This is a genomic window from Paenibacillus castaneae, from assembly GCF_002884445.1.
Lineage (GTDB): Bacteria > Bacillota > Bacilli > Paenibacillales > Paenibacillaceae > Pristimantibacillus > Pristimantibacillus castaneae.
Map to the genome: position 1 here is coordinate 2,661,623 of NZ_KZ614144.1, position 20,908 is coordinate 2,682,530.

At 43.4% G+C, this 20,908-nt stretch carries 21 protein-coding genes; 16 read left to right on the top strand and 5 right to left on the bottom strand.

Annotated elements, in window-relative coordinates:
• Window position 1: 1 nt before the first annotated feature.
• Complete coding sequence (locus CEF13_RS11570) at window positions 2-2,074, bottom strand: right-handed parallel beta-helix repeat-containing protein (RefSeq protein ID WP_102710822.1); 2,073 nt, start codon at window positions 2,072-2,074, stop codon at window positions 2-4.
• Window positions 2,075-2,312: 238 nt separating this feature from the next.
• Here CEF13_RS11570 and CEF13_RS11575 point away from each other — a divergent pair, with 238 nt between their 5' ends.
• Window positions 2,313-4,583 carry a hypothetical protein gene (locus CEF13_RS11575; protein ID WP_102710823.1) on the top strand — a complete coding sequence of 757 codons (2,271 nt, stop codon included), beginning with the start codon at window positions 2,313-2,315 and terminating at the stop codon, window positions 4,581-4,583.
• Between the two features lie 85 nt (window positions 4,584-4,668).
• On the opposite strand, the gene CEF13_RS11580 is transcribed toward CEF13_RS11575, so the two are convergent.
• Window positions 4,669-5,544, bottom strand: coding sequence for a LysR family transcriptional regulator (locus tag CEF13_RS11580; protein ID WP_102710824.1), 876 nt, complete (start codon window positions 5,542-5,544; stop codon window positions 4,669-4,671).
• Between the two features lie 130 nt (window positions 5,545-5,674).
• On the opposite strand from CEF13_RS11580, the gene CEF13_RS11585 reads away from it, so the two are divergent.
• Window positions 5,675-6,847, top strand: a complete 1,173-nt coding sequence (locus CEF13_RS11585) for an MFS transporter (protein ID WP_102710825.1) — start codon at window positions 5,675-5,677, stop codon at window positions 6,845-6,847.
• Between the two features lie 137 nt (window positions 6,848-6,984).
• On the opposite strand, the gene CEF13_RS11590 is transcribed toward CEF13_RS11585, so the two are convergent.
• From CEF13_RS11590 to CEF13_RS11600, 3 genes are read right to left on the bottom strand one after another with little or no spacing between them, the layout of a single operon-like run.
• A complete protein-coding gene (locus CEF13_RS11590) occupies window positions 6,985-7,746 on the bottom strand; it encodes a glycosyltransferase family 2 protein (protein WP_102710826.1) in 762 nt (253 codons plus the stop codon).
• A 54-nt stretch (window positions 7,747-7,800) separates the two neighbouring features.
• On the bottom strand, window positions 7,801-8,490 hold the full coding sequence (locus CEF13_RS11595) for a glycosyltransferase family 2 protein (protein ID WP_102710827.1): 690 nt from the start codon (window positions 8,488-8,490) through the stop codon (window positions 7,801-7,803).
• Between the two features lie 27 nt (window positions 8,491-8,517).
• Window positions 8,518-9,507, bottom strand: a complete 990-nt coding sequence (locus tag CEF13_RS11600) for a glycosyltransferase family 4 protein (RefSeq protein ID WP_166742834.1) — start codon at window positions 9,505-9,507, stop codon at window positions 8,518-8,520.
• A gap of 187 nt (window positions 9,508-9,694) precedes the next feature.
• On the opposite strand from CEF13_RS11600, the gene CEF13_RS11605 reads away from it, so the two are divergent.
• From CEF13_RS11605 to CEF13_RS11670, 14 genes are all read left to right on the top strand, one after another.
• On the top strand, window positions 9,695-10,687 hold the full coding sequence (locus tag CEF13_RS11605; RefSeq protein ID WP_102710829.1) for a sugar phosphate nucleotidyltransferase: 993 nt from the start codon (window positions 9,695-9,697) through the stop codon (window positions 10,685-10,687).
• On the top strand, window positions 10,684-11,976 hold the full coding sequence (locus tag CEF13_RS11610) for a UDP-glucose dehydrogenase family protein (RefSeq protein ID WP_102710830.1): 1,293 nt from the start codon (window positions 10,684-10,686) through the stop codon (window positions 11,974-11,976). Before CEF13_RS11605 ends, CEF13_RS11610 begins: the two co-directional genes overlap by 4 nt.
• Before the next feature lie 284 nt (window positions 11,977-12,260).
• Window positions 12,261-12,857 (top strand): RNA polymerase sigma factor, encoded by a 597-nt coding sequence (locus tag CEF13_RS11615; protein ID WP_102710831.1) that lies wholly within the window; start codon window positions 12,261-12,263, stop codon window positions 12,855-12,857.
• The gene (locus CEF13_RS11620; RefSeq protein WP_102710832.1) at window positions 12,854-13,459 is read left to right on the top strand and encodes an anti-sigma factor family protein; all 606 of its coding nucleotides are present in this window, start codon (window positions 12,854-12,856) and stop codon (window positions 13,457-13,459) included. The genes CEF13_RS11615 and CEF13_RS11620 overlap by 4 nt, the downstream gene beginning before the upstream one ends.
• Window positions 13,460-13,544: 85 nt before the next feature.
• Window positions 13,545-14,123: a histidine phosphatase family protein gene (locus tag CEF13_RS11625; protein WP_102710833.1), complete on the top strand. Its 579-nt coding sequence runs from the start codon at window positions 13,545-13,547 to the stop codon at window positions 14,121-14,123.
• Window positions 14,124-14,316: 193 nt separating this feature from the next.
• On the top strand, window positions 14,317-15,489 hold the full coding sequence (locus tag CEF13_RS11630) for a hypothetical protein (protein WP_102710834.1): 1,173 nt from the start codon (window positions 14,317-14,319) through the stop codon (window positions 15,487-15,489).
• A 104-nt stretch (window positions 15,490-15,593) separates the two neighbouring features.
• Window positions 15,594-16,100, top strand: a complete 507-nt coding sequence (locus CEF13_RS11635; protein WP_102716348.1) for a gamma carbonic anhydrase family protein — start codon at window positions 15,594-15,596, stop codon at window positions 16,098-16,100.
• A gap of 22 nt (window positions 16,101-16,122) precedes the next feature.
• Window positions 16,123-16,305, top strand: a complete 183-nt coding sequence (locus CEF13_RS11640) for an IDEAL domain-containing protein (RefSeq protein ID WP_102710835.1) — start codon at window positions 16,123-16,125, stop codon at window positions 16,303-16,305.
• A gap of 183 nt (window positions 16,306-16,488) precedes the next feature.
• Complete coding sequence (locus CEF13_RS11645; RefSeq protein ID WP_102710836.1) at window positions 16,489-16,911, top strand: DUF2487 family protein; 423 nt, start codon at window positions 16,489-16,491, stop codon at window positions 16,909-16,911.
• 241 nt (window positions 16,912-17,152) lie between these two features.
• Window positions 17,153-17,686 (top strand): Rieske (2Fe-2S) protein, encoded by a 534-nt coding sequence (locus tag CEF13_RS11650; protein ID WP_102710837.1) that lies wholly within the window; start codon window positions 17,153-17,155, stop codon window positions 17,684-17,686.
• 16 nt (window positions 17,687-17,702) lie between these two features.
• Window positions 17,703-18,374 (top strand): menaquinol-cytochrome c reductase cytochrome b subunit, encoded by a 672-nt coding sequence (gene qcrB / locus CEF13_RS11655; RefSeq protein ID WP_102710838.1) that lies wholly within the window; start codon window positions 17,703-17,705, stop codon window positions 18,372-18,374.
• An 18-nt stretch (window positions 18,375-18,392) separates the two neighbouring features.
• On the top strand, window positions 18,393-19,262 hold the full coding sequence (locus CEF13_RS11660) for a menaquinol-cytochrome c reductase cytochrome b/c subunit (protein WP_102710839.1): 870 nt from the start codon (window positions 18,393-18,395) through the stop codon (window positions 19,260-19,262).
• Between the two features lie 103 nt (window positions 19,263-19,365).
• Window positions 19,366-19,995 (top strand): DUF1405 domain-containing protein, encoded by a 630-nt coding sequence (locus tag CEF13_RS11665; protein WP_102710840.1) that lies wholly within the window; start codon window positions 19,366-19,368, stop codon window positions 19,993-19,995.
• Window positions 19,996-20,037: 42 nt separating this feature from the next.
• Complete coding sequence (locus CEF13_RS11670) at window positions 20,038-20,907, top strand: sporulation protein YpjB (protein WP_166742835.1); 870 nt, start codon at window positions 20,038-20,040, stop codon at window positions 20,905-20,907.
• Window position 20,908 lies beyond the last annotated feature (1 nt).

Consider the following 20,908-nt stretch of genomic DNA (forward strand, 5'->3'; position numbering starts at 1 on the left):
TTTATTTCGGGCCGATCTTTGAGAATTCGATGTCGATCCAGCCTAATCGGTAAGCAGGCGATTCCGGTTGAAGACGGTAATCTCCATCCTCAGCATGGAAGAATAACGGGTCCGCATGAAGCGTTTTCCCATCGTATTTGCCATTCAAAAGCATTCGCCACTGCTCCCAGTCGTATTCGCGTCTATCAAGCGGGTCTTCAACATTGGAAGTTAGAGGGAGTTGTCCCGCAACCTTGCAGGGCTCACCGTTTCTCCAATATAAATTGCTGTCGGCAGCACTAAAGCGTTCATCGCTATAGTTAACAAAATAATATAGATAACCTGAATTGTAAATGATATTACATGCAATATCGATATGTTTATTCTCTTCGTCCGCCATTTCCTGCGAGCCAATCGCTGCGATTGCATGGGGATTGGATACAAGCAGATTGTTTTTGATCCGGTTGCCAATTCCCTTTGAGAAAATGAGCATCCACAGCTCGCCTTCTCCCGTGCTGTATAAATTTCGTATGATGTTGCTCGTAACGGTAAAATCATCGGCTGCATCATCCAAATAAATGCCGAAGCCGAAGGAGAAATGGATGCCGCTGTCGTGTAGATCATTGCCATGAATAACGTTGCCCCTTCCGACGCCCCAAGCCTCGATCAGTCCTCCGTCCTGACTGTCCGTCATAACCTCTGAGATATCGTTAAAAGCTATCCGATTATTTCTGCTGTGCAGGAAATCCCAATGGTTATCCCAAGTTACAGGAATGCCATAGAGTTCTTCAGGCATTGCCTTATGGCGCAATCCCTTCAAGGATATACCGTAGCGCGGCATATTTGCGATGCAATTGTTAGAGATTTCGTTGTTCCCGCTCTGATAAAGCAAGATGCCGCAGCCGTGGCCAACCAATTCACCTCCATGCTGGATGCGATTATTTATTATGCGATTATGGCAGTTTGTGTAGGATGCAGCCGGATTTGTGAATGGGCCTGCCCCAGGGGCGAAACCGTTCAAGCTGATGCCAATGTAGCCGAAATTTCGAATATCATTGCTGTCGATTGAAATATGTTTGGCATAATGATCGAGGTAGATGCCGCAGCTGCCAGATTGCTGAATCATACAGGATTCTATTCGAATGTGGGCTGCATGGTTGATATAAATAAGGCCTTCACGGTGCTCGGCCTGTTCAACGTTATCCTCCATCATCCGGTATTCCCGCGAAAAATCGGTACAAGCAAGCGATAGGTTCGAAATACATAAGTTTTGTACGGGCTGTTGCGGGTTCAAGCCGTTAATATCCAGCAATCGACCTAATTGAGGTGCGATAATAATTTGATCATTTGGATTAACGCACTCTTCTGCAGGCCAATAATAGACAATGCTTTCGAATGTGTCCAAATAGAACTGACCAGGAGACTGGAGAAAGTGGAGCGAGCCTTGCATAAAGAAACGGGACCCTGCTTCAATTGGCCATGTGGAAGGGCTTTCGAAATGCAAAAACCGTTTCTCAGGATCGACAGCGGCGACTTGCTTCGTCTCCGAGAACCAATTCCATTCACCTTTCCCCGGCCAAACGAATACCTGTGTACCTGTTAGGCTGCTATGCTGAGGAAAGTTTTCCTCTCGAATGTGGATTCCGTGCTGCATGGTCTTGTCTTCCAGATTGGAATGAGGATCATCCGTCTCATAGTAGCCGGTAGCAGGCATTCGAGCTTGTTTAATTCTTGTTCCATTCGCATAAAGTGTATGAAATTTCAATTTATCATTCAGCTTCGCTTTCCATACCTTTCCTTTATATGGAGACCAATTTGTAATTCGCGTTCCTCCTATGATAGCTGCATGTTCGCCAGGGAAGCTGCTATAGTGGACTTGAAATCCGTCTCTTCCAGAATCTCTATAGTCGAAACGCAGAGCGGAATCGAGTTCGTAAATGCCGCCGCGCACAAATACGTTTACATCTTGACTCATGCCAGCCTCGATTTGTTTGCGTACTTCTTGTTGTGCCCTATGAAGTGTACGGAACGGAGCTTGCTCACTGCCATGATTTTGGTCGCTCCCGTTCGATGCAACATAATAAACCGTATTCATGATGAAAACCTCCTCTAAATTACGATGAGCAGAAAACTGTACATTATAGTTATAAAACTGATCTCTAGAGGGATGCAAGTGCTTTCAAATAAAGTACACTTAATCGTTTTTTTCACAGTAGACTGCCCGCTGTTCCCATGTTAACGTAACCTTCGATTAGTATTGTACGAGTCGAGTTAGTTCTGCGGTTAAGCGATAAAAGGGAAAACATTTCAGCATGAGAGGAGAGAGTGGAGGTATGTCTAAGCAAATATTATGGTTAAAGGAAGCGGGAGTCAGGCTTGAAGGTTACGTTAAGAAGTACCAAGGTGCAGAGCCTATTGAGAGCTGTCAGGTCATTTGGAATGAGGATAGCTCAGAAGGACACGTAGTCTTGGATAATGAAATTAGATGGACTGTGAAAGCGATTAGCAGTGGGGTTGTAGACAGTGAAGAGGGGATGGAATTAATAGTTGATTTCCGATCAGATGGCTGCTCGATGCAATCAACTGCAGCGTTATCATTCGAGCTCGACAACTGGTCGGAGAGGAATTATGTGCTCGTACCAGGCGCAGTATACGCAGGCAATCGATTCGGCGTACGCGAGCTGCCTTATGCTCCATGCTGGAGCAAGCTTAATGATCATGTACCTGAAGTGCCAACGCTTATTACGGATGTTCCGCGTTTATCTGTAGATCGGAATTTGCATTCCGCTTTTCACTTATTAACTGGTGATGCGTCAACTCCTGCAATTGGAATCGTAGATGAGCAGGCTGCAATGGGTTGGCTGTTTGTCACGGATCAGTCGACGGAGCTTGGCGACAGCTCGATGCATATGGCAGAAAGTGTGGATAGAAGCTCCGCACAAATTTCCTTCCAAGCACCGGGAGTTAGACCGCACTTTAAATATGAGATGGCTACGACTAGAGTTCCCAGTACTGACAACGGACATGATTTCTTGCCTGGAGACTCGGTACGGATCAGAAGCCGCATCTACCGTTTTCCTTGTGCGAGCATACAAGAGCTTTACGATCACTTCGCAGTCGTGCGCCAACAAGGACAGAAACAAGAAGGTACAGCATCGAGCTTGCCTTTCTCCGCGGCATGGGATATTCAAGAAATGAAATATAATGCTATGAATTGGAACGATGAGCTTGGCTATTATGCGGTCGGAACAATAGATATGAAGCATCAGGATTGGCAGATTGGCTGGGTGGGAGGCGGCATGTCGAGCTATGCACTGCTGCTTGAGGGAAGCGAATTGTCGATTGCAAGAGCAATCGATACCCTTCATTTCATATTTAGCAGTCAAACGGAATCAGGCTTTTTTCACGGCGTATGCTATAAGGGGAAATGGTACGGCGACGAGTTCAATGACGATCCGGACCGTTTGTATCCAGAGCAATGGCATATTTTACGCAAAAGCGCGGATGCCTTGTATTTTATAATGAAGCATCTAATTGCATTGGTTACCATTCGTCCGACATTTACTATCCCTGAGCGATGGCTGGAAGGCACAAAGCGACTAGCAGACGCCTTCGTCAAGCTGTGGCGCATGAATGGACAATTCGGCCAATGGGTTCATAGCAGGACAGGTGAAATTGTTATCGGCGGCTCTGCGGGTGCAGCCATAGCTCCTGCGGGACTTGCCCTATGCGGGCGCTATTTCGAAGATGATATATATAAGAAAACAGCTGAACTATCCGCTAACGAATATTATGAACAATTTACACGGAAAGGAGTAACAACTGGGGGACCAGGGGAAATTCTACAGTGCCCAGACAGCGAATCCGCGTTCGCGCTGCTTGAGTCCTATATTGTTCTCTATGAAACAACCGGCGACAGGCTGTGGATCAAGAGGGCTGAGGAAGCAGCTCTACAAGCTATGACATGGTGCGTCTCCTATAACTTTAGGTTCCCAGCGGGTTCGACCTTTGACAGGCTGGGAATCCGCACGAAGGGGTCCGTTATCGCAAATGTACAGAATAAGCATAGCGCGCCTGGTATTTGCACATTGTCTGGCGATTCGTTATTCAAGCTCTACCGGGCAACAGGCAATAAACTTTATATGGATCTCCTGCAGGAAATCGCTGGTAATCTGCCGCAATATTTATCCCGACAGGATCGTCCGATTAGAGGCTGGGACGGTCATGACATGCCGCCAGGATACATGAGCGAGCGTGTCAATATGAGCGATTGGGAGGGCAAAGCGTATGTAGGGGAAGTGATTCCCTATTCATGCTGGTGCGAGGTTTCACTTATGCTGTCTTACGCGGAGCTCCCAGGTATTTATGTGAATAAGACGAAAAACCAAGTAAGCGTGATTGATGGAGTGATGTGCAGCATGAATGTAACGGAAGAAGGCATCCGCATATTGAAAGTGTCTAATCCAACTTCTTTTCCAGCGAAGGTTAAGCTGTTGGCGGAGGATGAAGAGCAAGCAGCTTCTACTTTGCTTGAATCATGTGCCTCCATCACATGGCAGCGAATTGAGCTGGCATCCGGTGAAACTATTGAGGTCATTATATGAAAGTATATGGAGCGATCATCGCATAGCAGAGTCCGAATTGCGTTATAATAAACAGCCAACATTATGATTACTTTATGGTGATGCCTCAGCTGAAATAATCAATCGTTTGGCGAATGAATGCTTGGGCAGCATGTCCAAGAAATCGGTCTGCACGATAAACGATTTCAAAGCTTCTGAAAGGCGCATCGTCTGCAATTCGGATACAATGAAGGGATGGTTCATTCATCGCTTCAATTAGCGCATAAGGCTGTATGGTTCCTCCGATATTCGCTTTTACCAATCTGATAATGGAAGTCGCTGAAGCGGTTTCCATTATGGGGTCTAAAGTAAATCCGTACTTGCGGCACCAATTATCGATTAAATTTCTTCCTGTAAAGCCTTCTGGATACATAACGGTTTGAATATGCTGCAAGTCGCTAATTGAGATCGATTCACGATCGGCCCACATATGGTCTTTCGAGACGACCAGTACGTATTCTTCTCTGGATAAAGGAATTTGAACGAGCCGTTCGTCGGGAGTAGAAGTCAGTTCAATACCAATGTCCACCTCGTTCTCCAGTACCTGCTTCAGAACGTCGATGGAAGAGATCATTTTCAATTTAACTTTTGGAAATTCAGCGTGAAAATCGACCAAAAGCTTCGTAATCCGATAATCCAGATCGGAGGGCAAGAGGCTGACAACCAATGTTCCCCGTTGTCCGCTGCGAAATTCTGCGATAGCATCTTGTGCATTCTCCAGATGATTCACCATCTTAATGCTGTACTCTAGCAGCAGCGCACCAGCTTGTGTCAGCATAATTTTTTTGCCTACTCTGTCGAATAGCGGAACATCCAATTCATTCTCCAGTGCTCTAATTTGCTGGCTTAATGTCGGCTGTGCGATACCGATTATTTCAGCCGCTCTTGTGAAATGCAGCTCCTTACATACAACTATAAAATTTTCTAATTGTCGGATTTCCATGCAAGCACTTCCCAATCATTGAAATTTTCAATCATTATAATAGAAATAATAGCATTGTTCAATTATCCTTCAGCTTATATACTACTAAAGTAGTATTCAGCATGTACCTCGACTTCAGAAAGGAAACACAATGAAAAAAATCTATTTAGTGATTGCGCTTATCCTGGCATCCTTGAATTTACGTCCAGCTATAACTTCAATACCTCCGCTTCTAGGAACGATTCAAGATCATTTGGGCATAAGCGGTTCTGTTGCAAGCTTGTTGACCTCATTACCGGTTTTATGTATGGGGATATTTGCGCCGCTTGCAGTCAAATTGAATCGAAGATTTGGTACGGAAGGCGCTATAACGCTAGCAATACTGCTTATTGGAGCAGCTACGGCTCTTCGTTTGTTCGCAGTTACAACAATCGCTCTTTTAATTACCTCTTTTCTTGCTGGTACAGGCATAGCTATTGTCGGTCCGCTGCTGTCCGGCTTTATCAAGCGTCATTTTCCTAATCACGCTTCGACTATGGTTGGCATTTATTCCACTGCGATGGTAGTTGGAGCAACCTTGAGCGTCTGGCTGTCTGTACCTTTGCAGAAGCTTCTGAATGGCAAGTGGAATGACTCCTTAAGCATGTGGGCATTATTCGCAGTGGCAGCCTTGCCTGTATGGTGGGTCGTAACTTCGAAATTAAAGAAAAAAAATGTTGGAGTAACTACAGCAATTAACTCTGAGCGTATACCTCTAAAAAAATCGAGAGCATGGGTGCTGATGGTTTCATTTGGCTTAATGTCAGCTATTTTCTATTCCGTGACCACATGGTTCGCGCCTGCTGTCGTAAGCTTGGGTTATTCGAAAGAAACAGCGGCAAGCATTCAGACGATGCTGACACTCATCTCTTTGCCGGCTACCTTATTAATCCCGATAGGGGTACATCGTTTTAAGAATAGATTATGGTGGCTGATAGGATGCTCCATCATGGAATTGGCAGGCATATTTATGCTTAATATGTCAGTCAGCCCATGGCTTGCAGCCATTCCTCTTGGAATCGGAACTGGTGGATTATTTCCTATAGCACTCATGCTGCCGATCGATGAGACAAGAAACGCGGGCGAGGCTAACGCGTGGTCAGCGATGGTCCAATCCGGGGGCTATATACTGGGAGCGGCAGGACCGTTTCTACTCGGCAGAATTCATGACATCTCGGGCAGCTTTCCTCAAGCATTCTATGTTCTTGCGGTCATCGTCATGGTGCAAATTTTCGTTCAATTTATGATCGGGAATAAAAAAGAAGTTTCACTCTTGCGAGGATAATATAGCTTGTGTAAGAGACTGTTTCAACATTTCGTTGATTTAAGGTAATGAAACAGTCTCACACCAAGCCTTACAGCAAATAAGTTACATCAATCTATTTATATCAAGCCCTCATCTAAATTGGGTTCAACTCCTCATTAAACCCCACTTTTAGAATAACCTTTCAGTAATGCTAGTTGCTTCGGTGATCGATTGCAATGCTTCTTGAAGTTGGTAGTGTGAATAATTTTCGCATTTTTTGTAGACAGCAATTTTTTATCAGAAACTTTCCAAGTATGCGATTTGCGGTTTGCCCTTCTAATGCCAACGAAATTATAGGACGATGTTGTATATACATGATAACCTTTTTTGAGGCATGCATTAACGAATCGGACATCAGAGCCTTGATAGACCTGAGTCGAGAACCGAACGTGGTGAAATACCCTTTTGTGAAACATAATTGTTCCTCCCGCTATTCGGACACAAGGGCTGTATGGAGGGACGGAGGTTCTGCGCAGCAGCAGGGTGGATCGATGAGGAAAATAGAAATAACAGGTTCGTTTGCCGACGACGTCTGCTTTCGAATGAGTAAATAGATGCATGGATTCAAGTATATAATTAGGCGAATAATAATCATCATCGTCGAATTTGGCAATGTAATCGTATTTGGCTTGAGAAACACCAAAGTTTAGGCATTCGCCAAGATTTTTTTGTTCATCCATGCGATAAATTCTAACATTCTGATATTGCTTCGCCTTTTGCTCGTAGCGCTTCATCTGAATGTCATTCTTGTTAATGATAATGATAAGTTCCTTCGATTTCCACTTCTGACGGGCATAGTTGTTGAAAACTTGTTCAACAAGCTTCGGTCGAATGGTCGAAGTTATGATGGTTACGCCAACTTCAGCATTGTTTAACATCTAATGTAAACCTCCATCATGATGATCAGAATAGGTGTGCCAAGGAGTGAGGCGTTAGGAAATATACGGTTTATATTTTTTTGTATATGCAACTAATTTGCAATTGGACATATATACTTTTGTGCTTTTCTTTTGCGTATGGGAGTTGACGTTTTTTCTCCGTATGCACACATAATTTTTTTTGGAAACGGAATAAACTTTAGCGCCTTTTCTGACGCATCTCGTAATCCAATCCGAATCGCTGCCTGCAAACCGATTCTCAGAAAATTTCACTCGTCGCCATAAAGATTTTCTGAAAAGGAGGGTTCCACCTTTCACGGATCGGCGGTACTTATTTTCAGCTCCTGCTCGAAATATCATGAGAGCCTTCGTTTCTTCGAAATAGATGAAAGCAGTAGTTTTACCAACGATAGATGCTTTGCGTCTTCTAAGCGCGTTGATAGATTCCTTTAAGTAATGAGCTCCATAATAGTCGTCATCATCGAATTTGGTAATGATGCCTTCTTTTGCTTTGGCAATAGCAAAGTTCAAGCATTTTCCTAGTTTATAATACTCTGGAACCTTATAAACTCGTACCTTTCCACCGGGATACTTTTTAGCTCTTTTTCTCCATATATTTATATCCATATCATTTTTATTCAAAATAATAATCATCTCTTTATTTTTCCAAGTCTGCCTATCAAAATTATTGAATACCTGATTCATATAAGTTTGCCTCATCGTACAAGCGATAATGGTTACCATCCGAATGACCTCCTCATCTTTGTCCGTTTAGGACTTATTCAAATTCCATTTGGAATTTTTTTTGATTTTATATTTTTTTCCCTTTATTATTTTCCGGTACAGCTGTAAAAAACGATTTGTCAGGACACGATCAGAAAAATTAGCTTTAACGTATTGACGGCATCTATTGGCAGATGGAAAGTTTTTTCTTGTTTTAATTTTTGCTATCATTTCCTTCGTATTTCTGCATAATAACTGCGGCATACCTTTCAAAACCTCCGGTACAGCTCCTTTCTTGAAGCCAAGAACAGGCGTTCCGCTTGCCAATGCTTCAATCAATACGAGACCGAATGGCTCATCCCAAGTCGAAGTGAAGAGCACGCAGCTTGCATTAGCAAGCAGATTTAATTTTCTCTTTCCACCGACCGGTCCTACATATCGAATCTGTTTATTTAAATGAGGCTTAATCTTAGAATTGAAATAGTTCATATCTTGAATATTGCCTGCAATAATGAGATTTTTGCCTGTTTTTTTTGCAACTTCTATCGCCAGATGTACGCCTTTTTGCTCGATAATTCTGCCCAGAAATAGAAGATAACCGTCTTTCTTTTTCCTGAAAATATAATCCTCGACTCGTATGCCGTTATACACATAATAGCCTCTGCTTTTTCCGTATTTTCTTAAGATGGATTTGCTTACATATACAGGGATTTGCACGCCGGTCACGCCTTTTGAATGAGAACTCCTAATGGTTGGAATCGGCGGATTAGCCTTCGCCACGATACCGTAATGATCATGTATGATATCGACTTTGCCAGGCATATTTTTTCGGATAAATGCTAGCTGTTGTTTAGGGTTATTTGTAGTATATTCAAACGTTTTGGTAGCACCGGATCGGGAGCCTTTCTTCGCAAATAAAAAGACCTTGTGACCACGTCGCACTAATTCCTTGGTCAAATAATAGACTTCTCGCTGTGTACCGCCATAGTCGAGTGGAGGTACGGGTATCGTATTGGTAGATATCTGTACAATTCTCAAAGCAAAACACTCCTTTAGCAGCTTTCTATTGGAATTCCTTGTTAACATATGAACACGATTTGGATAGTGGAACGGCATTTTTGCTCTATTTTTATTTGTATGAATAGATAATAGATTGGTTAGCCCGCACCAATATGGAATCATTTTAATAGATTAAACAATATTGATATTTTAGGGGGGATATGAATTGAAAGGACTTATTCTTTGTGCAGGAAGAGGGACACGGTTGTATCCCATTACAATCAATCACCCCAAAACCCTCATACCAGTAGCCAACATTCCGATCTTGCAGTCCTGTATTGAGAAATTAATCGAGCAGGGTATCTATGAAATTGGAATTGTCCTTCATCCATCTCAAGAAACCGTAATTAAAGCTAAATTTGAAGCGGGAGAATCATGGGGGGCGACCCTCACTTATATTTATCAAACGGAAGCGAAGGGCATTTCAGATGCGGCAAAGCAAGCACGGGATTATATCGGTGAGGAAGCATTTCTATTATTGCTTGGTGATAATCTCATTTCTGAGTCATTATCGGAATTGAAAAGGGATGTTGAAGAGAGGGGGAGCTGCGCATCTCTTCTGCTAGCGGAGGTTGCAAATCCTCGCGATTATGGAGTAGCGAAGGTATCGGACGGCCGAATTGTTGAATTAGTAGAAAAGCCTCAGAATCCCATCTCAAATCTCGCAGTGCTGGGAGCGTATGCGTTCAAACCGACGGTCTTTGAGGCCATTTCCTCAATCGCGCCATCAGCTAGAGGAGAATATGAAATTACGGATGCTATTCAATGGCTAATTGATCATAACTGCGCCGTCACGTATCACATAACTGAGAAATTAAATATGGATGTAGGCACTATGGAAAGATGGCTGGAAGCCAATCAAATGATGCTTGACGAATTGGAATCCGATGAGATGATTCATGAATCTGCCATTTTGCACAATTGTACAATTGTTGAACCGATTTCCATCGACAAAGGATGCGTGCTGAAAGATTGCGTAATCGGCCCATACGTGTCCATTAGCGCGGATTCGTACATTGATCACTGCAAAATCGAAAACAGCATCCTTCTGAGCGGCGTTCACTTAAAGCATATTTCTTATTTATTGAAAAATACGATAATTGGCATTAATTCCGTTCTGGCAGGCATTAAAGAAAATGGGGAGGGGAGTGACCAGTGAATATTTTAGTAATAGGCACAGGATATGTGGGAACGACCACTGCTATCGTATTCGCTGAGCTCGGATGGCATGTGACAGGTCTTGATACAGATGCTCAAAAGATTGATCAGCTTAAGCAGGGCAAATTGTATTTCTACGAACCGGGTTTAGAAGAGCTGCTGAACAAACATTTACAATCGCACCAAATGGGTTTCACGACGGACAAAGTAAAAGCTATTCAAGAAAATGACGTCATTTTCATATGCGTGGGTACACCATCTCATGCCGATGGCAGCGCGGATTTGAAGTATATTAAGCAGGTGACGGAAGATATAGGGCAAATAATGAATGGTTACAAGTTAGTCATAACGAAGAGCACTGTTCCTGTAGGAACACAGGAGCAGGTTGTCGCTTGGATACAAGCTGCACAGCTGAAATCACATCCTTTCGACACAGCTTCCAACCCTGAGTTTTTGCGAGAAGGAAAAGCCTTACAGGATGCCATGAATCCGGACCGTATTGTCATCGGTTCTAATAGTGATCGAGCAACGAATATGATCCAAACTCTGTATCAATCGGTAAAGTGTCCTATTATCGTAACCACACCGAAGACTGCAGAAATGATCAAATACGCTTCCAACGCATTTCTAGCAACCAAAATTTCATATATGAACGAGTTAGCTAGACTATGCGATCCGCTTGGCGTTAATATAAAAGAAGTGGCTGAGGGCATGGGTCTCGATCCGAGAATTGGGCTAAGCTTTCTTCAAGCAGGTATTGGCTATGGGGGGTCATGCTTTCCTAAAGATGTATCCGCATTGATTCAAGCGGCCAAAACAAATCACATCGAGCTTCATGTGCTGGAGAAGGTAGTATACGTAAATCAGACGCAGCATTTGTGGCTATTAAGCAAAGCACGCGAACGTCTCGGAGATTTAGCAAATAAAAAAATAGCTATATTAGGCTTAGCCTTCAAGCCGGATACGGATGATATACGCGAGTCTCCGTCGATTCGTTTAATTGAAAGCTTGATCAGCGAGAAGGCCGATGTTTATGTATATGATCCTGTAGCGTCGCTTCCAGCGAATTCTCATTTCAAATCAATCAAATGCTGCAAAGATATGGATGAGGCGATAGATGGTGCTGATGCACTATTTCTATGTACAGAATGGTCGGTATTTGAACGCATTGATTGGGCAGAAATGAAAGCGGCCATGAACCAGCCCAATATATTTGATGGACGAAATGTACTGGATGCTGGTAAAATGAAAGATATCGGATATTTTTATCAAGGAGTAGGTTATAGTTGACTAGCGTATAAACGATCATAAATATCTATCAGAATCTCCTCGCTTAGCGTGCGAGCCACCTTTACAGGTGTTTTTTTTTGTCATTTAACTATTTGTTTTGTAAAAAAATTGTATTTTATCCTTTTGTCGAATGAAGCAGGAATTTGGCCTCGAGACTCGAATTATATGAAGACTCGTATTATTTGAATTTTTTATGATAAAGACCGCAACTTTTCGTTCTTGGATCGGTACTATACTGTAGAACCGTCCGGGAATAATCCGCAGGTGGAGGAGGTTCGCCTGTCATGACTGATTCCCAACTAATACGCGAGATAAAGGATGGCAATGTTGAGCTGTATTCCGAGCTTATGCGGCGTTATCAACGAAAAATATTAGCCTTTATTTATCACATGCTAAAGAGTGCGAAGTTAGAGCTTCTAGCGGAAGATATGTGCTCTGAAACATTTTATAAAGCTTACCGTAGCCTTCATTCGTTTCGTGAACTGGACGCTTCTTTTTCAACATGGCTATATACAATTGCACGTAATACAGTACTTAGTGAGCTTCGCAAGCAAAAAAATGCGCATGTATCGCTCGATGAATCAGGCTTTGAGCCTGTAGCAGCGTTGGATGCAGTGCCCGAACAGCATTTATTGCGCAAGGAACGAATGGCAATGGTTCGCGAAGCAATCAATAGCTTGCCAGAGAAACAACGCTCGGCACTTATTCTTCGGGAATATGACCAGCTGGACTATCAAGAAATTGCAAATATATTAGGGCAAACGGTCAGTTCTGTTAAATCACTGCTATTCCGAGCAAGAGCAAGCGTAAAGACGCAGCTGGAGCCTTACTTCGGTCAATCGCCGCTGATGGAAGAATTCGAAGGGATGAATACAAGATGAATTGCAACGATGCGCAAGAAAAGTTTGGCGAGTATTGGGATTTATCGGAACAGGATGAAGTTCGGAAAGCTATAGACCGCCATTTGTTGGACTGTAAAGACTGTGCTGATCAATTCCAGCTCTGGGAGGAAAGCGAAGATATCATTCGTTTCCTATCGGATGAGGCGGAGAGCTTAGGTCCGACAGAGCATGTGAACCGTAATGTGATGGAGCGCATTTACGCAGAACAAGCATGGCTGATGCCGGTTACGCATAAGAGCTATCATTTCTCAAAGTCCTTTCGCCGAAACATTGCGCTTATCATTGCAGCTTGTATGGCCATGTTTGCTTGTGCTTTTTTTGTATTCGTCTTTGACAATCAAGAGAGTTCCTCTAAAGCAGAAATTGCACAGCTCTCAGGCTTGATTGATACAGCTAATGCCGCGGGTGACGGGATGGTTATTTCCGCAGGCTTTTATGCTGAAGTGCCGGTTGCTAGTATAAGTGATCCCTTCGTGTTAAAGGTAGTACCCGCATTCCCTCAATATTATGTCGCGCTGTCTTTGCTCGGCATCGTAATGGCTTTGCTCATATTGAATTGGCTGTCTCGTACAAAGAATTAGCCTATATATACTTCTTATGCTAAGGAGCTCCTGCGGGAGCTTTTCTTTCATATAGGAGAAACAAAGAGAAGGGGAGAATACGCTTGTGTTAATCGGATTTGTACGTCATGGGAAAACAGATTGGAACGCGCAAGGGAAAATACAAGGCCAAACAGACATTCCTCTTAATGAAGAAGGAATCAATCAAGCCATGGCTTTAGCTGATCGGCTGACTGGAGAAGTGCGTATATGGGATGCAGTTGTATCAAGTGATCTTAAGCGCGCTTATTCAACAGCTCAAATCATAGCTGAGAAACTTGGCATTCCGTTATTAGAAGGCGACAAGCGCTTGCGAGAGCGATATTTCGGTGAGGTGGAAGGAACGAAGGAGCAGGAGCGCTATGAACGCTGGGGCAAGGATTGGCGCAACGTAGCCTCGGGAGTTGAGAAGGATGCAGATGTAAAAGCAAGGGGCATGCAAGCATTGCTGGAGTGGGAACAGAAGTATCCTGAACGCAATTTGCTCGTTGTTTCCCATGGCAGTTTTCTTGCCCAGCTGCTCTCTGAGCTTTGTGAGGGGCTGGAGGATCAGCATTTAACCAATTTATCTTATTCTATTCTTGAGCATCGTGATGGGAAATGGCATCCGCAGCTTTATAATTGCACGAAACATTTAATCAAATAAACCGAAAATATATGAGACCATTGACGTCAAATTCGACGTGGGGTCTCTTTTTTATTTATACTCCGCTTCAATTCAGGTTATAAAAATAAAAAAAAATTCCCATAATGAGAATAACTTACGCTAAACAATCGCATATACGCTTACGACTGAGTGCCATTCTTATAAGAGCGGGCTCTGCAGAAAGGAGAGAGGTATGAATTTATCGGATATGCTGAGCTATGCGGATATTCAGCAGCTTAGCAGAATTGCAGACGTTTACCAATGCGAGTGCAATGGTCACTCCAAGAACGATTTGATACAATCCATTCTCTCTACCGTAAGTCGAAAGGATGTTTTTGAGGCGCAAATAAGCAGTATGAAGCTGGAGGATCTAAGATTTCTTAATTCTCTGTTGTTTGAGGCTCGCAGCTCCTACAGCTTAGAAGACTTAATCGCGCGGGTTCAGCAAAGCCGCTTTGGAGAAGAACCAATCAAAGTTGAAACTGAGCAGCCTAAGAAAAACAAACGAACCAAAAAAAAGGCGGAATTGCTTGATAAACCGCTTAGTCCAAGGGAAATGATAGCGAAATTCAAGCATCAAGGCTGGCTTTTTAACGGATATAGCGGTCCTAATCGCTATTTGTTCCAAGTGCCCAATGATTTAAAGACGAGATTTCGTGAATCGCTAGCGAAAAGATTTGCATCGGAGCTTCATTATACGGATGAGCCATCTGTATATCGTGATGAACAAATGCTATTGTCTGACGATGTTACTCATCTGCTGTATTTCACGAAGCATAATGAGGTTCAGCTGACTGCGGACGGTTCTATGTACAAAAGGTTTACTCTTCAGTTGCTGAGCAGCTTTGGCGTACAGGAGGAGCTTCCAGCCAAAGGCGCTTGGCGGTTCGGATATGGAAGACATTTCAATCAGTATCCCAACCGTCTCTCGTTCATTTATGATTTTTGTTATTACACCAAGTACATCAACGAAACTCAGAATTTATTAATGCTTACTTCGGCTGGCGAGGAGCGCGTTATGACTCGGACTGTTGGAGAGTTAGAGCAAATGTATCGATTCTGGCTAAAGTTGTATAAAGGTCCAATAACGAATCTGCTCTCGCTTGTTCATTGGATAAATGCACTCGCAGTAGATTGGGTAACATTGGATTCATTAAGGAATGTGCTGGTCCCTTATATAAAACCCTTCTATTACGATGACGGCAATTCGATTCTTGAGCAGCGAATTATGACGATGATGGTTCATCTTGGACTTCTTCGTTTAGGTGAACATCCTTATAAAGGAGCTGTTGTCAAAATGACAAAGGCAGGCAGAGCGGTTATAACGGGTGCAAATCTTGAAGATTATAAACCAATCACATTGTAATAGTATTGAATCCCGCTCTTGGTCAATAAAGAAATATAAGCTAGAGTATAAGAATATGGCTTATAGATTCTTATACTTGAAACAATAGAGGGAGCGGATGAATGATGTTATTGCCGTATAAGGGAATACTGCCTGTTGTCCACCAAGATGCTTACTTGGCAGAAGGCGTGAAAATCATTGGAGACGTTACGATCGGACAGCATAGTTCAGTTTGGTTCAATGCGGTGCTGAGGGGTGATCTTGCGCCGATAAAAATAGGCCAAAGCTGCAATATACAAGACGGTGTAGTCGGCCATGTCAATACGAATCAGCCTTTGCTATTAGAGGATGAAGTGTCTATTGGGCATGCTGCAATCATACACGGCTGTATGATAGGCAAGGGCACATTAATTGGAATGGGGGCAATCGTACTTAACGGCGCAGACATTGGTGAATATGCTTTAATAGGAGCCGGTTCGATTGTTACAGAGAATAAAAAAATACCACCCTATACTCTATCTATCGGTTCACCCGCCAAAGTCGTAAGAGAATTAACGGAGAACGATCTGCAGCGTATGAGAAAGACGATGGAGAGCTACGTGACCAAAGGATTAGAATATAGGATCTCTTAACGCCGGTTTGGAGGTGTATCCTATGGACAATATGAAAGTAACTTATGAAGCTATGCTAGGTTTGGCTGCTGAGCTCGTGCTGGATGATGCGGTGCTCAAATTTCAAACGGAACAAATTCATAGCGCAATTGACAAAGCATTGGCTGCAGGTGATGAGGATACGTTTTATCGTCTTGCGAAGCAGTTGAATGCATTAAAGGGATAGTGACTTTTGCTGTAGTCTTCGATTAGACGAGTAGATTGAAGCTTTCATGATTAAGCGGCTGGTTCAGCTATGCTTAAGCTGTGAGAGCTCTTTTTCTGTATATAATGTTTGGCAAGAAGGCGGTTTGGAGTTAACATAGAAATAATGTAAATGGTCATCATGCTAAGGAGTTGGATATGAAGAATGAAATTTAGTGAAATATCAAAAGAGAAATGGGAGGAGCTAAGCCCCTATTTGGACACCTGCATGCTCCCCGTCACAGGGATGACAGGCAACGAAAGTCCGTATGAGGCAACGGAAATGCTTGAGAGCCTAAGGGATATAATGGATTTAGTTGAAATCCCGTTCAAAGGCAGAGTTGTTACATATCCAGCATGGCATTATGTTACTGACAAGGATCAGTTTATGCAGATGTTGAATGATTGGTGCATCAAAATTAAAAAATCGGGTTTTCGATATATTATTGTCGTCACATCGAATCGGAATTTATCTTTTGCTTGTCCTGCAGCAGATTTAGTGTTCACACCTGATGAAGAAGGAACACATCCTAATTCTGCAGATTTGTCGAATGCTATTCGCACATTATGGAGTGGACAAGCCATTTGAACTTAATTGCAATTGTCGTATAATATAATCAAAAATTGGGGAAAACAAATGCCAGACAAGGTCAAATGTGACAAAATAATAACAAATTTATGAACGAGAATTTGATAAGGCGCAAATATCCAGCCATATTCTTGACGCTCCTTAGCACCTAGGCTATTATAAGTTATGTCCTAGTTCGTCATGTGTTTTTGCCGTGCGGCAAAACGCGAGATATGGTTGGCAAAGGGGGTTAGAACAGAAGATGAGTAACCATGAACAACACGAGACCGCGCATCAACCGGTTCAACGCAAAGAAATGTCCCGGCGTCAATTTTTATCATATACGCTCGGCGGCACAACTGCATTCATGATGGGTGGCGCGGTATTGCCAATGGTTCGTTTTGCGGTTGACCCGCTCTTAGTGAAAAAGGGTGAGGGAACCTACGTAAAAGTTGTGGAAGAGAGCAAAATTACGAACGAGCCTCAAGATTTTAAATTTAAAATTCATCAAGTCGATGGTTGGTACGTGAGTGATCCTGAGCTTTCTGCATGGATTTCTAAAGACGCAAATGGCAATATTTTTGCCCTTTCACCAGTTTGTAAGCATTTGGGCTGTACAATTGCTTGGAACACGAAAGGAAAAAGCGAATATGACTGTCCATGTCATGACGCGCGTTACACGAAAGACGGGAAAAACTTAGCGGTTGCCCCGAAACCATTGGATGAATACGAAGTGAAGCTAGAAAACGGATTCGTTTACTTGGGTCCGGTAAAGCCGAATACAAGAACGAGTTAAGGAGGGCGTACTGCAGATGTTTAAAAGTGTATACAACTGGATCGACGAACGTCTTGACATTACGCCGCTATGGAGAGATGTGGCTGACCATGAGGTGCCTGAGCACGTTAACCCTGCCCATCATTTCTCTGCATTCGTATACTGTTTCGGCGGCTTGACGTTTTTTATTACGGTCATTCAAATTTTATCCGGTATGTTCTTAACGATGTATTATGTTCCGGATATTATTAATGCCTATGCAAGCGTTGACTATTTGCAGCATCAGGTTGCATTCGGACAAATCGTTCGCGGCATGCACCATTTTGGGGCAAGCTTAGTTATCGTTATGATGTTCCTACATACCCTTCGAGTGTTTTTTACTGGTTCTTACAAAGCGCCGCGGGAAATGAACTGGGTAGTCGGAATGCTCATTTTCTTTATCATGCTAGGCCTAGGGTTCACAGGCTACCTGCTTCCTTGGGATAACAAAGCTTACTACGCAACAAAAGTTGGTGTCCAAATTGCTGAATCCGTACCGGTAATCGGACCATATCTCGCTTCATTCTTATATGGCGGTGATATCGTAGGCGCGCAAACGCTCACTCGTTTCTTTGCGATCCACGTATTCTTCTTGCCTGGCGCTTTGATTGCGATGTTGGCGGCTCACTTTATCATGATTCGGAAACAAGGTATTTCGGGACCACTTTAAGCGAAGGGAGGCTTACTTATGGCACACGGTCATAATTCGAATGAGAAGGTTGTCTATGTAGGCGACTCGCGTGTGAAGAAAAGCAACCATCCAAATATTCCGCCAGACTATACCTCCTTCCCAGGGAAATCGGAAGCATTTATTCCGAACTTCCTACTGAAGGAATGGATGGTCGGCTGCGTTGTTTTGGTCGGTTTTCTAGTATGGGTTATTGCAGAGCCGGCACCGCTCGGCTATCCGGCAGACCCAACGAACGCGGCTTTCATACCAATGCCAGACTGGTATTTCTTGTTCTTGTATCAATTTTTGAAATATCCGTACGTATCGCAAGATTATATTTTGCTCGGTACGGTAGGTATTCCAGCAATATTGTTCGGTTCATTGCTGCTTGCGCCATTCTTGGACACTGGCAAGGAGCGTCGCTTCTATCGCCGTCCAATCGCCTCTTCATTGATGGGGCTAACGCTTGTAGCTTGCGTTTATTTGACAGTTGTTTCTTGGGATCACTACCAGCATCAATTGGAAATCAACGGTCAAGTTCCTGAGCATATTGAACGTGAAGAGAAAGCTCGCGAAGCTGCGGAAGCAGGTAAAGAGCGTCCGAACTACACACAAAAACCGGCAGTTACGGCTTCGCTTGTGGATGCCAATGATCCGGCGATGGCGATTGCCAAGAAACAATGTATCGGCTGTCATGCAGCAGATTTGAAAGGTCAAGCAAACTTTCCTAGCTTAGTCGGCGTTGGCGATAGATTGACGAAGGAACAGCTTGTACAGGTTGTCACTGACGGCCGTGGCGGCATGCCTTCATTCAAAGATACTTTGTCAGCCGATGAAATTGATCAGCTAACAACATGGCTGTCCAAACAGAAAGCGGCAACGGAGTAAATCTTTGTCCTTTAAGAAACCTGATCGTATTATGCGGTCAGGTTTTTTTTGAACCTTATTAGGATGAAACTCAATTTAACTTGAGAAAGAGAAGTGATACGTCATGCTCTCTGTATTTTGGAGCCGCGAATTTTTGCTTAATCGTTCATTTTTATGGATACTTTTCCTTGTAAATCTGTTAGGAACTATATACGGCTACATCTGGTATGAGAATCAAATGATATCCACTTTGGAAACACAGCCGCTTTGGCAGGTTGTGTTTGTTCCGGATTCTCCAACTGCAAGTTTATTTTTTACAATAGCACTGCTTTATTTATTGTTTCCATTAAGAAATCCGAGTCGTTTTACGTCTATCGTCCGCAGCATAATTGAGGCATTAGCAGTAGTATGCTCAGTGAAATACGGTATTTGGGCAGTCTCCATGATCGTTGCAGGCGCATGGCAGGGCTCGGAGCTGGAGTGGCAGCATTTCATGCTGATTGCATCACATTTGGGAATGGCACTCGAGGCACTTCTGTATTTCCGTTTCATGAGAGCGGGAGCTGGGGCTTTGGTTGTGGCAACAGGGTGGCTTCTTCTAAATGATACTGTGGATTATACGTATGATGTTTTCCCTTATCTCGCGAGCGAGCTTTATGATGATTTGCCTGCGGTTCGCACATTTACATACTGCTTATCTTTCTTTAGCTTAGCCGCAGCATTAGTTGTATGGCGGTATAGAAAGAAGGTATAACCTTGGACATCCCCTCATAAAGTGATTTATGGGGGGATGTCCATGAAGATACGATTTATTGTTCCATTCGTCATATGTATCGTCATGATGATCGGTACAGCAAGTTCAGTCTGGGGCAGTACAGCGGCCCCAAGCATACATTCATTTTTTGTTTCTTCCAGCTATTATGAACAGCTGAATCAATTGGACGAGACAGCTAATTCTTTATATGAAGCTGCATTTACGAATAATCGCCAAGCAGGTTACTTAAAGGTGCAGCAGCTTCAGCGTATGGTTGAAGGTGATTTAAAGTACGCAGCCGGAAAACGTGAAGGATGGTTATCCATCACTAAGGATGCAAGCAGCATTCAGAAAAAACTTGCAAGCGGGCAGGTTAGCTCAGGCTGGATGCAGGAGGCGGCTAGAATTAAGCTTGCTGTAGATGCGCTCGTGCGTCCTGAACATGCATTATGGCTGCAATATGAAACCATTATGATGGAGGACCTATCGCTTACAGAGAAGGCTTGGAAGCGTCAGACGGGAGATGCGGCAGCAGCTGCGCGTGCAACGATGAATAAATTACAAGAGCACGCTGAACGGATTGAGCCTGTCATTAATCTTCTATATGGAAGCAGGCACGGTGCTGAGCTGAAGGAGCGCATTCGTTATACGAATTTGCTCTTGGAGTCGAACACAGCAGGCGCAGCGAATAAATCGATGGTCAATCAATCGTTGAAGGCTGTGAAGGAATCTATTATGCGTTTGTACGACCAGAGCTTGCAAGCGGCGGCTATGCCTGCAGCTGCTCCAATAGCTTCGGCTAATCCCATCAGCTGGGCATTATTGCTTGGGACTGTTATTTCTGCTGTTCTTGCTTATTCCGGGTGGAGAAAATATAAATTAAATCCTTATGGCATAAAGCCGCTTCCTTAAT

What these genes read in the sequence shown, in the direction of transcription:
- CEF13_RS11570 (WP_102710822.1), bottom strand. Translation starts at nt 2,074, where the DNA reads ATGAATACGGTTTATTATGTTGCATCGAACGGGAGCGACCAAAATCAT.
- CEF13_RS11575 (WP_102710823.1), top strand. Translation starts at nt 2,313, where the DNA reads ATGTCTAAGCAAATATTATGGTTAAAGGAAGCGGGAGTCAGGCTTGAA.
- CEF13_RS11580 (WP_102710824.1), bottom strand. Translation starts at nt 5,544, where the DNA reads ATGGAAATCCGACAATTAGAAAATTTTATAGTTGTATGTAAGGAGCTG.
- CEF13_RS11585 (WP_102710825.1), top strand. Translation starts at nt 5,675, where the DNA reads ATGAAAAAAATCTATTTAGTGATTGCGCTTATCCTGGCATCCTTGAAT.
- CEF13_RS11590 (WP_102710826.1), bottom strand. Translation starts at nt 7,746, where the DNA reads ATGTTAAACAATGCTGAAGTTGGCGTAACCATCATAACTTCGACCATT.
- CEF13_RS11595 (WP_102710827.1), bottom strand. Translation starts at nt 8,490, where the DNA reads ATGGTAACCATTATCGCTTGTACGATGAGGCAAACTTATATGAATCAG.
- CEF13_RS11615 (WP_102710831.1), top strand. Translation starts at nt 12,261, where the DNA reads ATGACTGATTCCCAACTAATACGCGAGATAAAGGATGGCAATGTTGAG.
- CEF13_RS11620 (WP_102710832.1), top strand. Translation starts at nt 12,854, where the DNA reads ATGAATTGCAACGATGCGCAAGAAAAGTTTGGCGAGTATTGGGATTTA.
- CEF13_RS11630 (WP_102710834.1), top strand. Translation starts at nt 14,317, where the DNA reads ATGAATTTATCGGATATGCTGAGCTATGCGGATATTCAGCAGCTTAGC.
- CEF13_RS11635 (WP_102716348.1), top strand. Translation starts at nt 15,594, where the DNA reads ATGTTATTGCCGTATAAGGGAATACTGCCTGTTGTCCACCAAGATGCT.
- CEF13_RS11640 (WP_102710835.1), top strand. Translation starts at nt 16,123, where the DNA reads ATGGACAATATGAAAGTAACTTATGAAGCTATGCTAGGTTTGGCTGCT.
- CEF13_RS11645 (WP_102710836.1), top strand. Translation starts at nt 16,489, where the DNA reads ATGAAATTTAGTGAAATATCAAAAGAGAAATGGGAGGAGCTAAGCCCC.
- CEF13_RS11650 (WP_102710837.1), top strand. Translation starts at nt 17,153, where the DNA reads ATGAGTAACCATGAACAACACGAGACCGCGCATCAACCGGTTCAACGC.
- qcrB (WP_102710838.1), top strand. Translation starts at nt 17,703, where the DNA reads ATGTTTAAAAGTGTATACAACTGGATCGACGAACGTCTTGACATTACG.
- CEF13_RS11660 (WP_102710839.1), top strand. Translation starts at nt 18,393, where the DNA reads ATGGCACACGGTCATAATTCGAATGAGAAGGTTGTCTATGTAGGCGAC.
- CEF13_RS11665 (WP_102710840.1), top strand. Translation starts at nt 19,366, where the DNA reads ATGCTCTCTGTATTTTGGAGCCGCGAATTTTTGCTTAATCGTTCATTT.
- CEF13_RS11670 (WP_166742835.1), top strand. Translation starts at nt 20,038, where the DNA reads ATGAAGATACGATTTATTGTTCCATTCGTCATATGTATCGTCATGATG.